The sequence below is a fragment of the Tenacibaculum litoreum genome (assembly GCF_964513915.1).
GTDB classification, from domain to species: domain Bacteria; phylum Bacteroidota; class Bacteroidia; order Flavobacteriales; family Flavobacteriaceae; genus Polaribacter; species Polaribacter litoreum.
The window spans coordinates 805,625-820,711 of sequence record NZ_CAZEQS010000003.1 but is presented as its reverse complement, the minus strand read 5'-3'; the positions used below and the strand labels follow the sequence as shown (position 1 = coordinate 820,711).

General features: G+C 31.3%; 15 protein-coding genes. 9 read left to right on the top strand and 6 right to left on the bottom strand.

Features of this window, described 5'->3' with window-relative positions; genetic code table 11:
- The first annotated feature begins 3 nt into the window (after nt 1-3).
- Genes ACKTTR_RS09845 through ACKTTR_RS09830 form a run of 4 tightly spaced genes read left to right on the top strand, consistent with a single transcriptional unit; the run spans nt 4 to nt 4,315 of the window.
- Complete coding sequence (locus ACKTTR_RS09845) at nt 4-738, top strand: DUF4129 domain-containing protein (RefSeq protein WP_408027677.1); 735 nt, start codon at nt 4-6, stop codon at nt 736-738.
- Between the two features lies 1 nt (nt 739).
- Nucleotides 740-1,975, top strand: coding sequence for a DUF4350 domain-containing protein (locus tag ACKTTR_RS09840; RefSeq protein WP_408027676.1), 1,236 nt, complete (start codon nt 740-742; stop codon nt 1,973-1,975).
- Between the two features lies 1 nt (nt 1,976).
- Nucleotides 1,977-2,981 carry an AAA family ATPase gene (locus ACKTTR_RS09835; RefSeq protein ID WP_320241392.1) on the top strand — a complete coding sequence of 335 codons (1,005 nt, stop codon included), beginning with the start codon at nt 1,977-1,979 and terminating at the stop codon, nt 2,979-2,981.
- A 2-nt stretch (nt 2,982-2,983) separates the two neighbouring features.
- Nucleotides 2,984-4,315, top strand: coding sequence for a DUF58 domain-containing protein (locus tag ACKTTR_RS09830; RefSeq protein ID WP_408028003.1), 1,332 nt, complete (start codon nt 2,984-2,986; stop codon nt 4,313-4,315).
- 25 nt (nt 4,316-4,340) lie between these two features.
- On the opposite strand, the gene ACKTTR_RS09825 is transcribed toward ACKTTR_RS09830, so the two are convergent.
- From ACKTTR_RS09825 to ACKTTR_RS09815, 3 genes are read right to left on the bottom strand one after another with little or no spacing between them, the layout of a single operon-like run.
- Nucleotides 4,341-4,673, bottom strand: a complete 333-nt coding sequence (locus ACKTTR_RS09825; protein ID WP_408027675.1) for a CCC motif membrane protein — start codon at nt 4,671-4,673, stop codon at nt 4,341-4,343.
- A 14-nt stretch (nt 4,674-4,687) separates the two neighbouring features.
- On the bottom strand, nt 4,688-4,981 hold the full coding sequence (locus ACKTTR_RS09820) for a DUF2752 domain-containing protein (RefSeq protein WP_408027674.1): 294 nt from the start codon (nt 4,979-4,981) through the stop codon (nt 4,688-4,690).
- 6 nt (nt 4,982-4,987) lie between these two features.
- A complete protein-coding gene (locus ACKTTR_RS09815) occupies nt 4,988-5,311 on the bottom strand; it encodes a YbaB/EbfC family nucleoid-associated protein (RefSeq protein WP_408027673.1) in 324 nt (107 codons plus the stop codon).
- 139 nt (nt 5,312-5,450) lie between these two features.
- On the opposite strand from ACKTTR_RS09815, the gene ACKTTR_RS09810 reads away from it, so the two are divergent.
- Both ACKTTR_RS09810 and ACKTTR_RS09805 read left to right on the top strand, forming a co-directional pair.
- On the top strand, nt 5,451-7,547 hold the full coding sequence (locus ACKTTR_RS09810; RefSeq protein ID WP_408027672.1) for a S9 family peptidase: 2,097 nt from the start codon (nt 5,451-5,453) through the stop codon (nt 7,545-7,547).
- 114 nt (nt 7,548-7,661) lie between these two features.
- Entirely contained in the window at nt 7,662-8,657 is a 996-nt protein-coding gene (locus ACKTTR_RS09805; RefSeq protein WP_408027671.1) for a PLP-dependent cysteine synthase family protein, read from the top strand.
- Between the two features lie 138 nt (nt 8,658-8,795).
- Here the strand turns inward: ACKTTR_RS09805 and ACKTTR_RS09800 are convergent, their stop codons facing one another.
- Entirely contained in the window at nt 8,796-9,725 is a 930-nt protein-coding gene (locus ACKTTR_RS09800) for a DsbA family protein (RefSeq protein ID WP_408028002.1), read from the bottom strand.
- 226 nt (nt 9,726-9,951) lie between these two features.
- On the opposite strand from ACKTTR_RS09800, the gene ACKTTR_RS09795 reads away from it, so the two are divergent.
- Nucleotides 9,952-10,311: a winged helix-turn-helix transcriptional regulator gene (locus ACKTTR_RS09795; RefSeq protein WP_408027670.1), complete on the top strand. Its 360-nt coding sequence runs from the start codon at nt 9,952-9,954 to the stop codon at nt 10,309-10,311.
- Between the two features lie 54 nt (nt 10,312-10,365).
- On the opposite strand, the gene ACKTTR_RS09790 is transcribed toward ACKTTR_RS09795, so the two are convergent.
- A complete protein-coding gene (locus tag ACKTTR_RS09790; RefSeq protein ID WP_408027669.1) occupies nt 10,366-10,851 on the bottom strand; it encodes a hypothetical protein in 486 nt (161 codons plus the stop codon).
- A gap of 51 nt (nt 10,852-10,902) precedes the next feature.
- Nucleotides 10,903-12,159, bottom strand: coding sequence for an exo-beta-N-acetylmuramidase NamZ family protein (locus ACKTTR_RS09785; protein WP_408027668.1), 1,257 nt, complete (start codon nt 12,157-12,159; stop codon nt 10,903-10,905).
- A gap of 136 nt (nt 12,160-12,295) precedes the next feature.
- On the opposite strand from ACKTTR_RS09785, the gene ACKTTR_RS09780 reads away from it, so the two are divergent.
- Both ACKTTR_RS09780 and ACKTTR_RS09775 read left to right on the top strand, forming a co-directional pair.
- A complete protein-coding gene (locus ACKTTR_RS09780; RefSeq protein WP_408027667.1) occupies nt 12,296-13,531 on the top strand; it encodes an ABC transporter permease in 1,236 nt (411 codons plus the stop codon).
- Between the two features lie 22 nt (nt 13,532-13,553).
- Nucleotides 13,554-14,912 (top strand): pyridoxal-phosphate dependent enzyme, encoded by a 1,359-nt coding sequence (locus ACKTTR_RS09775; protein WP_408027666.1) that lies wholly within the window; start codon nt 13,554-13,556, stop codon nt 14,910-14,912.
- The last annotated feature ends 175 nt before the right edge of the window (nt 14,913-15,087 follow it).

Below are 15,087 nucleotides of genomic sequence, written 5' to 3'. Positions count from 1 at the left end.
CTTTTGAAGCAATTTCTTTTTTACATAACGTTTTTTATTTGTTCAATCACTCTTTTTTCTCAGGAAGAAAAAAGAGAGGTTCAGTATGATGATACTGTTATTGAACAAAAAAAGTTTGATGCTCAAAAAATAGAAGAGTACAAGCAAAAAGATGAATTTATATACATCGTAGAAAAAAGAGAACCTACTATTTTAGAAAAAATATGGGATTGGTTAAAACGAACCATCATAAAAATTCTCTCTTATATTTTTGATGATATTACCCCAGCTGTTGGATTTTTACGAGCCGTTTTAAAAGCCTTACCCTATATAATTGCAGGTTTAGTGTTGTACTTCATTATTAAGTTCTTTTTAAATGTGAATGCACGTAATATTATTGATGGTAAGAAGGCTAAACCTATTGTACATTTATCGGAAGAAGAAGAGTTGATAAAAGATAAAGACTTGCCAAAATTAATTCAGAAAGCAATTTCAGAAGGAAATTATCAATTAGCAGTACGTTATTATTACTTGTTACTGTTAAAAAATTTGTCAGATAAGGAGTTTATTTCTTGGCAACAAGAAAAAACAAACGAAGATTATATAAAAGAGTTATCATCTAAAAAACAATTGTATACAGATTTTAAAGAGTTAACTTATTTGTATGATTATGTGTGGTATGGTGAGTTTTCAATAGATAAAGAAAAATTCTTGCAAGCGGAAAGTAATTTTAAAAACACGCTAGCTAAAATATACTAATTTGGATAAAAAATTAAAAATATACATTGGTTTGTTGGTACTTATAGTGCTCGGTATTTTTTATGTTGAGTCTGTAAAGCCTAAAGAAATCAATTGGTATCCAAGTTATGCAGCAAAACATAAAATTCCGTATGGTACATATGTATTGCATAAAGAAATGCCGAGTTTATTTCCTAAAAGTGAAGTAAAAGATATATATCAAAATCCGTATGTATACTTAAAAGACGATAAGAATAACGGAACCTATTTTTTTCTTGATAATAAAGTGAATTTTGACAAAGATGAATTGAATGAGCTTTTAGAGTTTGCAGATAGGGGAAATGATGTGTTTATAGCAACTAATGGAATATATTTAGATACGTTGCAAACAAAAACAAGTTATTTAACTACTTCAGCGTTTGAGGAAAAAGCCTATCAAAAAATGAGTAACCCTATTTTTGGTGAAAAAGAATATCATTTTGATAGAGATTTTTCAAAATTATATTTTTCTGAAGTAGATACTGTAAACACAACTATTTTAGGTGAGTTGGTAATACGAAATGAAAACGATTCTATTATCAGTAAAAAGCCGAACTTTATCAAAGTAAAACATGGAGAAGGTAATTTTTATTTGCATACTTTTCCACAGGCATTTACGAATTATAACATGCTATTAGATAATAATTATGAGTACGTAGCTAATGTGTTATCATATCTAAATAACCAATATGAAAATGAAGTAGGGACTGGTTCCAACAGTAGTAGTACTATTTTATGGGATACCTATTATAAGACAGGAAAAAGCAGAATTGTTTCCCCTATGCATTATATTTTATCAACCCAATCGTTAAAATGGGCATATTATATAGGGTTGATAGGTGTATTGTTCTTTATTATTTTTAAAGGAAAGCGTAATCAGCGATTAATTCCTGTTATTAGACCGTTAAAAAATCAAACATTGGCTTTTACACGTACCATAGCCAATATGTATTATGAGAAATCAGATCATAAAAATATAGCTGAACATAAAATCAACTATTTTTTAGAGTATATCAGAATAAAATACCGATTATCAACTTTGAAAATAGATGAGCGTTTTTATAAAAACCTTGCTAATAGAAGTGGTAATTCAGAAGAAAAAGTAGTTGCTTTATTTAAAAAGATACAGCAAATACAATCAAAATCAAGTATAAACGAAGAAGATTTAGTAGCCTTAAGTAAAGCTATTGAAGATTTTAAAGCATATAAAAAAGAATAGGATGCATACAGAAAACAATCCAATAGAAAATACGAATGAGTTATTTTCAAGTAGAGTAGACTTGTCGAAATTAAAAGAAGCTGTGATTAAAATTAAAGAACAGTTAGGAAAAGTAATTGTAGGGCAAGAAGAGTTTATGGAGTTGTTGTTGGTTTCTTTATTGGCTGACGGACATGTATTGATTGAAGGTGTTCCTGGAGTTGCTAAAACGGTAACAGCAAAGTTATTGGCAAAAACCATAGCTACTGATTTTAGTCGAATTCAATTTACACCAGATTTAATGCCTTCGGATGTATTAGGAACTTCGGTACTGAACATGAAAACATCTGATTTCGAGTTTAAAAAAGGTCCGATTTTCTCTAATATTGTATTGATTGATGAAATTAACAGAGCGCCAGCTAAAACGCAAGCAGCTTTGTTTGAGGTAATGGAAGAAAAACAAATTACGATGGATGGTGAGTGTTATGAAATGAATCCACCTTTTATGGTATTAGCAACTCAAAATCCAATAGAACAGGAGGGGACGTATGCCTTACCAGAGGCTCAATTAGACCGTTTCTTATTCAAAATAAATGTTGGGTATCCGAATTTAGATGAAGAAATACAGATAATTACTGCTCATAACGAACGTAAAGGAGCATTACCACAAACGAAAGTAGAAGCTGTGTTAACAGAATCTGAGCTATTAGAATACAGAAGTAAGGTTTTTGAAGTGTTGGTAGAAGAAAAAATTATTAAATACATAGCACAACTTATTTCTAATACGCGTAACAATGCACATTTGTATTTAGGAGGTTCACCAAGAGCAAGTATTGCAGTATTAATGGCATCTAAAGCATTTGCAGCAATTAACGGACGAGATTTTGTGATTCCTGAAGATGTAAAAAAGAGTATTTATCCAGTATTACGTCATAGAATTATGTTAACTCCTGAACGTGAAATGGAAGGGATGACAGCCGATAAGGTGATTGAAATGATTGTACAATCTGTAGAAGTTCCAAGGTAGTGATTCAATTCTTTAAATCGTTATACGTACACAATCGCTTTTTTATTTACATAAGCGCTATTTCGGCATTATTTTTATTGTCGTTTTGGATTCCTGCACTTTATGCAGCAACATGGATGCTTGTGTGGTTATTTGTAATAGTAATGTGTATTGATGTGCTTATTTTATATCGATTTAAAAACGGGTTTTCAGCTAAAAGAATCGTATCAGAAAAATTATCAAATTCAGATGATAATGAAGTAGCAATTACGCTTGAAAATAAGTATCCATTCCAAGTTTTTATTTCGTTAATTGATGAATTACCAGTACAATTTCAAGAAAGAGGTTTTGAACACGCAATGTCTTTGAAACCCGGGGAGAAATCAACCTATACATATGATGTTAGACCTGTTGAAAGAGGAGAGTATACCTTTGGAAAAGTAAATGTATTTGTGTCTTCTTTTTTGCAGATGTTTTCTAAACGATATTCATTTTCAGCGGAAGAAAGTGTAAAAGTATACCCGTCGTACATACAAATGAAAAAGTATGAATTTTTGGCAATGCATAATAACTTAACGGAATTTGGTATGAAGAAAATTCGACGCATTGGGCATACTATGGAGTTTGAACAGATTAAAAACTACATTCCTGGTGATGATGTACGTACTATAAACTGGAAAGCAACGGCTAAAAGAGCAGAGTTGATGGTGAATCAATATCAAGATGAAAAATCACAACCCATATATTCAATTATTGATTTAGGACGTGTCATGAAAATGTCTTTTGAGGGATTAAAGTTATTAGACTATGCGATTAACTCAACCTTAGCTTTTTCAAACATAGCCTTATTAAAAAATGATAAAGCTGGTATGCTTACATTTTCTAGAAAAGTAGAAAAAATAGTAGCAGCAAGTAACAAAAAAACAAACCTATCAGTAATCAATGAAGAGTTGTACAATATTACAACCGATTTTTCAGATGCTAATTTTGCGCTGTTGTATGCGAACATAAAAAGAAAAATAAATCAACGAAGTTTACTGATTTTATATACTAATTTTGAGCATATATCTGCCTTAAAACGACAATTACCATATTTAAAAGCGATAGCTAAGAAGCACCTATTGGTAACAGTTTTCTTTGAAAACACTGAATTAGATACTTTAATCACTGAAAATGCAGAAGATTTACAAAGTGTATATCATAAAACTATTGCTGAAAAATATGCTTACGAAAAACGTTTGATGATAAAAGAGCTAGAGAAAAATGCAGTACATGCTATTCTAACCAAGCCTCAACATTTATCTGTAAATGTAATTAATAAATACCTTGAGTTTAAAGCTAAAGGAATGATATAAAAAAAGCGACCATCGGTCGCTTTTTTTATCTGTTTTGTAATTCGTTAGCTCTTTCCATCATTAATTCTGGGTTACCTAAAGCATCCCATCCAATTAAAGATAATATCCAAATAATATAAGCTATAGAGATAACATTCAATATAATACCAACAATACCTAATATTTTACCTGTCTTAGCATTGTTTACACCTTCGTATAAATCAGGATTTTCATTATCTAATTTAATGGCTTTATTACCTAAAACCAAAGCTATAATCCCCAAAGGCAATCCAATAACTCCATAACAACAGCAAGTTACAATAGAGCAAATACCTAAAACTAAAGCAGCAGTTGAATTTGGTAGTTTTTGTTTTTCCATAGTTTTTCTAAAGTTTAAATTAATTGATTCATTTTTATAACATAACTACTCACAATGATAATTATATTAATGATAGCCAATATACTGATTATTTTTTGAGCATATTTTACTTTGTAGAAGAAGTTAATACTTACAACAAAAGCTAAAAGTAGCAAGGTGTATATTGCAGGATACATTTTAAAGGCTGCAATAAATTCTCCATGAAAAACTAAACTCAAAGCACGCTGTATACCACAACCTAAACAATCAAATCCAAAGAATTGTTTGTTTAAGCAAGGGAGCATATAATCTTCTAATTGTAAAGGCATAAAATGTTATTTGAACATATCCATTCCAGGAATGTTTGGCATTCCGCTTTTAGCAGCGATAGCTAATTCTTGTTCGTTAATTTCACCGGCACGCTTCAATGCTTTGTTCAGCGCTAAGATTAAGTAATCTTCTAATTCTTCTTTGTCTTCTAACAAAGATTCATCAATTGTAATAGCCTTTACTTCACGATTAGCAGTTACTGTAACTTTCACGTTTCCTCCAGCAATTGTTTCATCAATTAAAACGGTATCTAATCGCTTTTTAGTCTCTTCTACTTTTTGTTGAGCTTCTTGTAGTTTGCCCATCATTCCAGAAATATCTCCGAACATCCTTGTACAGTTTTTATAATTTGTTTAACAACAAAAATAGTATTTTCACAGGAAATATAAACCAACTTAAAAAATGAAAAAAATAATGCTACCGGCTTTGTTTTTTAGTCTTATTTTTGGTTCTTGCAAAAAACAAGAAATGAATAAAGATATCAAAGCCCCAGTTGCTGAAAAGCAGCCGACTAAGTTAGAGAAACATGGAGATGTTCGTACTGATGATTATTTTTGGATGCGTTTAACAGATGCACAAAAAAATGCAAAAATTAAAGATGAACAAACTCAAAAAGTATACGATTACTTAAATGCAGAAAATGCTTACTATGATGAAATGACGAAAGAAACTAAAGAGTTTCAAGAAGAGTTGTTTCAAGAAATGAAAGGTCGTATAAAAGAAGATGATGAGTCAGTACCGTACAAAAAGGATGGATATTTTTACATTACTCGTTATGAAAAAGGACAACAGTATCCAATTTATAGCCGTAAAAAAGAAACTTTAGAAGCTGAAGAGGAAATCATGTTCAATGTAAATAAAGAAGCAGAGGGATATGATTATTTTCAGTTAGGAGGATTAAATGTGTCACCAGATAATAAAATGGTGGCTTTTGCTACAGATACAGTTAGTCGTCGTCAATATTTTATCAGAATTAAAAATTTAGAAACTGGTAAGATTTATAAAGACATTATCGAAAATACTACAGGAGGATCGGTTTGGGCAAATGATAATAAAACATTGTTTTACGCTAAAAAAGACCCTGTAACCTTACGTTCTTCAAAAATTTATAAACATACTTTAGGTTCTGACGCATCTTTAGATGAATTAGTTTATGAAGAAAAAGATGATACGTTTGGAGCTTTTGTTACCAAATCAAAATCAAAAAAGTATATCATAATTGGTTCTTACAGCACAGTTTCAACTGAGTACCATGTATTAGATGCTAATAATCCTGATGGAGAGTTACGTATTATTCAACCACGTGAACGTGATTTAGAATATGAAGTAGCACACTACGGAGATCATTTTTACATTAAAACTAATAAGGATGGAGCAACCAACTTTAAGTTGATGAAAACTCCAGAAAGTAAACCAGGAAAAGAAAACTGGGTAGATGTTATTCCACATAGAGAAGATACTTTATTTGAAGATTTTTCAATTTTTAAAGACTATTTAGTTTTAGAAGAAAGAAATGAAGGATTGAATAAAATCCGTATCAAACGATGGGATGGAACGGAAGATTATTATTTACCTTTTGAAGAAGAAACCTATTCAGCAGGAGTATATGGTAATCCTGAGTTTGACACAGAGGTAATCCGTTATTCATATAATTCAATGACAACTCCAAGTTCAGTTATTGATTTCAATATGAAAGATAGATCAAAAGAAATCAAAAAAGAACAAGAAGTTCTAGGAGGAAAATTTGATAAAAATAATTACGTAAGTAAGCGCATTTGGGTACCTGCACGAGATGGTAAAAAAGTAGCTTTATCAATTGTACATCATAAAGATACGAAGCTTGATAAAAACACACCAATATTACAATATGCATATGGTTCTTACGGATATACAATAAACGACGGGTTTTCAACAACACGTTTAAGTTTATTAGATCGCGGATTTGTATATGCATTAGCTCACATTAGAGGAAGTCAGTATTTAGGACGCGAGTGGTACGAAGATGGTAAAATGTTGAATAAGAAAAATACATTTACCGATTTTATTGATTGCTCTAAGTATTTAATTGACAACGGTTATACGTCACCAGAGCATTTATATGCTATGGGAGGTTCTGCCGGAGGATTATTAATGGGAGCTATTATTAATATGAATCCTGAGTTATACAACGGAATAATAGCTGCGGTACCTTTTGTTGATGTAATTTCTACCATGTTAGATGATAGTATTCCATTAACTACAGGTGAATATGACGAATGGGGTAATCCTAACGATAAGGAATACTATGATTATATTAAGTCATATTCTCCTTATGATCAAGTAGAAGCAAAGGCATATCCAAATATGTTGGTAACTACAGGTTTACACGACAGTCAAGTGCAATATTGGGAACCAGCAAAATGGGTAGCGAAATTACGTGAATTAAAAACTGATAACAATATGTTGTTCCTACATACTAATATGGAAACAGGTCATGGAGGAGCATCAGGAAGATTCGATGCATTAAAAGAAACTGCAGAAGAATATACGTTCTTTTTAATGTTAGAAGGTAAGTTAAAAAAATAATTATATTTTTGCGCTCGATTGAGTGTAAGTGTCATTGCGAATGCAACGAACAATCTCAACAGATTTTTCGTGTCTAATTTTCGTAATGACACTTTTTCTTATTTATAAAACATAATGAAAAGACATCAAGGTATAACCAATTCAATAATAGATTTAGTAGGTCAAACCCCCATGATTCAACTGCACCGAATTACCCAAGATTTACCGGGTATTTACTATGCAAAAGTTGAAGCTTTTAATCCGGGGCACTCTGCTAAAGATAGAATTGCATTGCATATCATAGAAACAGCAGAACAAAAAGGAATTGTAAAAGAAGGAGATATTATTGTTGAAACGACTTCTGGTAATACAGGGTTTTCATTAGCAATGATTAGTATTGTAAAAGGTTATCGATGTATTTTAGCAGTGAGCGATAAGTCTTCTCAAGATAAAATAGACATGCTGAAATCAATGGGAGCAGAGGTGCATGTTTGTCCTGCAAATGTAACTCCTGATGATCCTCGTTCGTATTACGAAGTAGCTAAAAGATTACATAGAGAAAATCCAGGTTCTATTTATATCAATCAGTATTTTAATGAGCTAAATATTGAAGCACATTACAAGAGTACAGGACCAGAAATTTGGGAACAAACCGAAGGAAAAGTAACACATGTTGTAGCAGCAAGTGGAACAGGAGGAACAATTTCTGGAACTGCGCGATACCTAAAAGAACAGAATCCCGATATTCAGATTTTAGGAGTAGACGCTATGGGGTCTGTGATTAAAAAATACCACGAAACTGGTGAGTTTGATGCCAATGAAATCAGTCCATATAAAATTGAAGGTTTAGGTAAAAACTTAATTCCTACTTCTACAGATTTTGATGTGGTAGATGTGTACGAAAAAGTATCAGATAAAGAAGCTGCTTTAAAAGCAAGAGAATTAGTAAAAGCAGAAGGTATTTTTGCTGGGTATACTTCAGGAGCAGCATTACAGGCCACTCAACAATATGCTGATAATGACTTTTTTGATGAAAATAGTGTAGTAGTCGTAATTTTACCAGATCACGGTTCTCGTTATATGAATAAGATTTATTCTAATAACTGGATGAAAGAACAAGGTTTTTTATAAGCCACCTTGTACAATAAAACTAAAAAATTTCGCTTTTGTTTTTATACATAAGCAATAGCGGAATAAATGATTTAGTTTTTAGAATAAAACATCATTCATTTGGGGGGCGTTGCTATTGCTTATGTTCAGTGTTAGGTGTTAGATTTTTTTAATCTCCCACATAGCACCATTTTTAGTAGCAATTTTTTCTAAATATCCCTTTTTCATGAGGTCGTTTAATAATTGTTCACTTTGTATTCTAGGAATTCCAGATAATTCTGAATACTCTCTAACGGTTAGTGAGTTATATTTAGCGAATAAAGTTTTCCAATCTTTAGCATATTCACTTTTAGAAATCGTAGGTTGAATTTTTAAAATGGCCATTTCATAGAAGGCATACGCTTTAGATCCGTATACGATTTCTTTATTACTTGAATTATCTTCAAAATACATAGTAGGGAAGCCTCTTACTCTGTAAGCTCTTGCTAATTTTAAATCTTCTTCAAATAATAGTTTAGCTTTTCCTTCGTAATCAGTTTTTAATACATCAACATCAAGCCCCACATTTTTTGCAGCAGTTGCCATGTGTTCCCATTTAGCGATGTTTTTCTTTTTTAAGAATACCATTTCTCGTAGTTCTCTTAAAAACAAAATAGCTTTGTCTTTATCTTGTAACTGAGCAGCTTTGAAAGCAATTGAAGGAGGATAAGAAGAATCTAAAGGGTCTTCTAGCCACACATCTCCATCTATTGGCATATCGTAGTAAACGCTAACCTCGTCCCAATGATGCGCAACGTCTGAAGGTTTACTTATTCCACCACTGTTATAGCTCCAATCAGGCAATAAACCACCCATTCTGTAATCAATTTCAAGATTTTGCCCATATTCAAGTTTTAATTTTCTTAATTGAGGCTCTATAGCCCAACAAGAAGAACAAATAGGATCAGTAAAGTAAACTACCTTTATTTTCTTTTCTTTTGGTTGCTCTTTTTTTATAGTAGTATTTTCGGTACTATCATTTCCTACTTCACACATTCCTGTTTGCGGATCGCATAAAAGCGGATTTGCGTTCGATGTTTGTTCGTTCATGTTGTTTGTTTTTGATTGTCCTTTGCAAGCTGCAAGATTCAACAAGGCAATAAATACTATTAGTACATTAATATTTTTAACCATGTTCTTATCTGTTTTACTATTGATTTATAAGACAAAACTATAATGAATTACTAGTATATTTGCTATAGGTTTCCTAAAGGAAAGTACTTTCCAGTAGGAAACTACCTTAGTATTTGTATAATAAATTGATAGAGTTACATCAGTGAAAAAAGCAGTAATTAACAATACACCTATTTGTCAGGTTAGAATGCAGGCTATTAGTGATGCCATGAGTATATTATCAGGAAAATGGAAGTTCCATATTTTAGGAACTTTGATAGAAGGTAATAAACTAGGGTTTATGGATTTATTACGAGAAATAGATGGGATTGGATCAAAAATGCTTTCAAAAGAATTGCAAGATTTAGAAATGAATCGTTTGGTTAACAGAACGGTTAAAAATACCAAACCAATCACAGTTGAATATACCATTACTGAATATGGTAAAACGCTAGCTCCTTTAATTGATAATTTAGCAAACTGGGGAATTGAATATAGGCAATTTATGTGTGAGGATAAGTGACTTTAGGATTAAGGTTATCTCCAATAATAGTTTAAAAAGTAAGTTTTTGAAGAACTAGTTGGTTGTAGTAAGTATTGTGTTTAGTCTTTTATGAATTTGTCTAATATCTTTTTCTTTAATATTAAAGTCAGAAGAAGACAATTTAACTTTATTTTTATTGTCACTAGCTGTAAAAAAAACAAATAAAGTAAAAGCTGTAATAGGTGAATGGTCTATTTTAGAAATTACCAATTCATCTAGCTTTAAAGTTGTTTTTCTTAGCGAATTAAAACCCCAAAATTTATTTATAGTTAAAGTTTGGTTATCGTAATTGATATATATACTATCTATTTTAATATTGAAGATATAAATAAACATTTTGAGAATGATAACAACTTCAAAAATTATTGTAAATATCACTATATCCATAACTTCTGGTTTAGACCAAGTAATTAAATTAATTAGCAGAGACCAAAATAAAGCTATAGGGATTACTATAAAAAACTGTTTAATAAAATCAGCATATTTTAATCTTCTTTTATTTTTAAAAACCTTTTTCATACGAACTAAATATAAAATATGAGTAACTATAAGTTGCTGATTATAGATGTGCTAATTATATAATAAATACTGCTCACGAACTTTTTTAAAACTGTCTAAACCTTCTTTCCATGAACTTTTAATTTCCTCTTCAGAAAGTCCTTGTTCAATTTGTTCTTGTAGTTTCTTAGTACCTGCTAGTTTAGTGAAAAAAGCATTAAAAAAGTCTTTTTTAGGAGACTGTTGATATGCTTTTACTAACCAACTAAGGTTTAGGTTAACTAAGCTTTCAGAAGCGCTTAAATCTTCCCCAAAGCACATCTTTTCTTTATGTTTTGGGTGTTTTGCACCTTCATTGGGCTGTGGAGTAAAACTAAAGCTAGTTTTTTCTAAATGTGGTGAACCATAAATTTGAAATTGTTTGTCTGTTCCTCTTCCAGCAGATACATTAGTTCCTTCAAAAAAACATAAACTAGGGTATAAGTTAATCGAAATATCGTTCGGTAAATTAGGCGATGGTTTTATAGGTAGACTATATGTTGATTGATGCGTATAATTTTCTAAAGGAATTACGGTTAAATCACACTGAATACCATTCGCTAACCATTTTTCTCCGTTAATCATTTGTCCGTATTCTCCAATCGTCATTCCGTAAACAACAGGAACAGGGTGCATGCCTACAAAGCTTTTGTGTTCAGGTTCTAAAACAGGTCCGTCAATATAGTGACCGTTAGGATTAGGTCTGTCAAGTAATACCACTTGGATTCCGAGTTCAGCACAAGCTTCCATTACATAATGTAGCGTAGAAATATAAGTATAAAAACGAGCTCCCACATCTTGAATGTCAAAAACAACAATATCAATTCCATTTAATTGTTCTGGTGAAGGTTTTTTGTTTTTTCCGTACAAGGAGATGATTGGAATCCCTGTTTTTACATCTTTTCCATCAGCTATCGCTTCACCAGCATCAGCTTTCCCTCTAAAACCATGCTCAGGAGCAAATACTTTTTGCACGTTAATTCTATCGTAATTATGTAAATAATCTACTAAGTGATATTGTACTATTTCAGACCCCATAATGTTAGGTGCAACTTCAGCTCGTTGTAATACTTGTAAAACAGAGGTTTGATTTGCAACTATGGCAATATTTTTATTTTTTAAAAGAGGAAGGTATTTGTCTGTTCTATCAGCACCCGTTTTAATTGTTTTTGGTTCTTCTTGTTTTATGGCTTCTTTAGCAGTAGATTTTTTTTGCTGTTGTGCACAAGAAGAAAATTGAAAACTGAATACTAAAAAAAGTAAAAAAACGTAATTAAAAGAAAGCTTCATCTATAAAAAATTAAAACATAAAGGTACAGATTTCTATTTTTTAAGAATAATAAAAGTTAAAGAATTAAAACCTAGGTATTCTTCTCTTTCTTTACATAAGAATTAGTTACTTTTGGTTTTGTAAAAAAGAAAACATTTGAACTTCGAACTATTCATAGCAAAACGAATCATTGCTGGAAAACAGTATAAAAGCAGTATTTCATCACCTATCATAACCATTGCTACCATTGCCATTGCTCTTGGGGTAGCTATTATGTTAATAGCGGTATCAATTACCTCTGGATTTCAGAATAAGGTGCGTGATAAAATGACAGGTTTTAAAGGGCATATTCAAATTGTAAATTACGATAATAACAATTCAGATGTTTCTACAGTTCCGATTGATATAAATCAAGAGTTTTATCCAGAATTTAAAAAGATTGACGGAATAAAAAAAGTACAACCTTTTGCTAATGTTGGAGGGATAATTAGAACTCCTACTGATTTTGAAGGAATCATTTTTAAAGGAGTTTCGGCTGATTATGATTTTACTTTTTTTAATGAGTGTTTGGTTGAAGGTCGTCTACCAGATTTTAAGCAAGATAGAAATCGAGAAATATTAATTTCTGAATCCATTGCAAACCGATTACATTTTAAACTAAACGATACAATTCAAACATGGTTTGGAGCAGAAAACAGTAATTTGAAGTTTAAATCTAGAAAGCCAATAATTGTAGGAATATACAATACAGGTTTTGAACAGTTTGATAAGGTTATGTTGTTGGGAGATTTAAGAGAAGTGCAGAAAATTAATCGTTGGAAAGATAATGAAATAGGAGGTTTTGAGGTATTGATTGATGATTATGATAAGCTTCAAGAAAAAGGAGATGAAGTGTATACAAGTATTGGAGCAACCTTAAATAGTATTACGATTGTAAATAATTATCCTGCTATTTTTGAGTGGTTAAAACTATTAGATAATAACGTATGGTTTATTATAGGAATAATGGTGTTGGTTGCTGGAATAAACATGGTAACAGCGTTGTTGGTTCTTATTTTAGAGCGTGTACAAATGGTTGGAATTTTAAAAGCATTGGGAAGTGTAAATTGGAGTATCCGAAAAATATTTTTATACAATGCTTCTTACTTAATTTTAAAAGGATTGTTCTGGGGAAACTTTATTGGACTTAGTATTCTTTTAATTCAAAAATATACGAAGTTAATAAGTCTAAATCCTGAAACTTATTATGTATCAACAATGCCTGTAGATATTAATTTCTTGGCAATTTTATTGTTAAACATGGGTACGTTAGCATTATGTTTTTTAATGTTGATTGTTCCTTCATATATTATCACAAAAATCCGCCCTTCAAAATCCATTCGATTTGCTTAGTTTTGCATAACATTAATAAGATATGAAGTACGCAAAAAATATATTAGAAACTATTGGTAACACACCTTTAGTTAAATTAAACTCAGTAACAAAAGAAGTAGATGCTTTGGTATTAGCTAAAGTAGAAACGTTTAATCCAGGAAACTCTGTAAAAGACCGTATGGCATTGAAGATGATTGAAGATGCCGAAGCAGATGGTCGTTTAAAACCAGGGGGTACTATTATTGAAGGTACTTCAGGAAACACAGGAATGGGGTTAGCATTAGCAGCTATTGTAAAAGGGTATAAGTGTATTTTTGTAATTTCTGATAAGCAATCAAAAGAAAAAATGGATATCCTGCGTGCAGTAGGAGCAGAGGTAGTTGTTTGCCCTACGAATGTAGAGCCAGATGATCCTCGTTCATACTATTCTGTATCTAAGCGTTTAGGAGAGGAAACTCCAAACTCTTGGTATGTGAATCAATATGACAACCCTTCAAATGCGCAAGCACATTATGAGCAAACAGGACCAGAAATTTGGGAACAAACTGATGGTAAAATTACACATTTTGTTGTTGGGGTAGGAACAGGAGGAACGGTTTCAGGTACAGCCAAGTTTTTAAAAGAAAAGAATCCAAATATTAAAATTTGGGGAGTAGATACGTACGGATCTGTATTTAAAAAATATCACGAAACTGGTATTTTTGATGAAAATGAAATCTATCCATACATTACAGAAGGAATTGGGGAAGATATTTTACCTAAAAATGTTGATTTTTCTTTAATAGATGGTTTTACAAAAGTTACTGATAAAGATGCCGCTATTTATACACGTAGAATAGCTAAAGAAGAAGGGATTTTTGTAGGGAATTCAGCAGGTTCAGCTATTAAAGGATTATTACAGTTAAAAGACGAGTTTAAGCCTGATGATGTAGTGGTAGTGTTATTTCATGATCATGGAAGTCGTTATGTAGGGAAAATGTTTAATGACGATTGGATGCGTGATAGAGGTTTCTTAGAAGAAGAAATTACTACAGCAGAAGATTTAATTAAAGATCATATAGATAAACCATTAGTAACTGTTCAAACAGAAGAATTAGTGTCGCATGCTATTGAAAGAATGCGTGCATTTAAAATATCACAGATTCCTGTAAGAGACGCAAATGGATTTGTAGGTTCAGTAGATGAATCAGCATTATTACATAGTTATTTAGAAGATAAAAATATAGCAGAAAAGCCTATTAAAGATGTAATGGGTAAAGCATATCCTACAGTTAAGAAATCAGCTTCTATTGATGAGGTATCGAAGTTAATTAACAAAGAAAATCAAGCAGTTTTAGTTGATTTAGAAAACGGAAAACACCACATCATTACAAAATATGATATAATTAGAGCTATTTAAAATTAGCATCTCTAAAGAGAATAAAAACAGGAAGCCCGCTCAATTGAGCGGGCTTCTTTGTTAATCAACTAATTCAAATAATTTACACAATGAAAACAATGTTACTTGCTTACGGTATTGTTGTTTCCAATATCTGTGCCAAAATTATAAATAAAAAGGCGTACTTTATTTAATT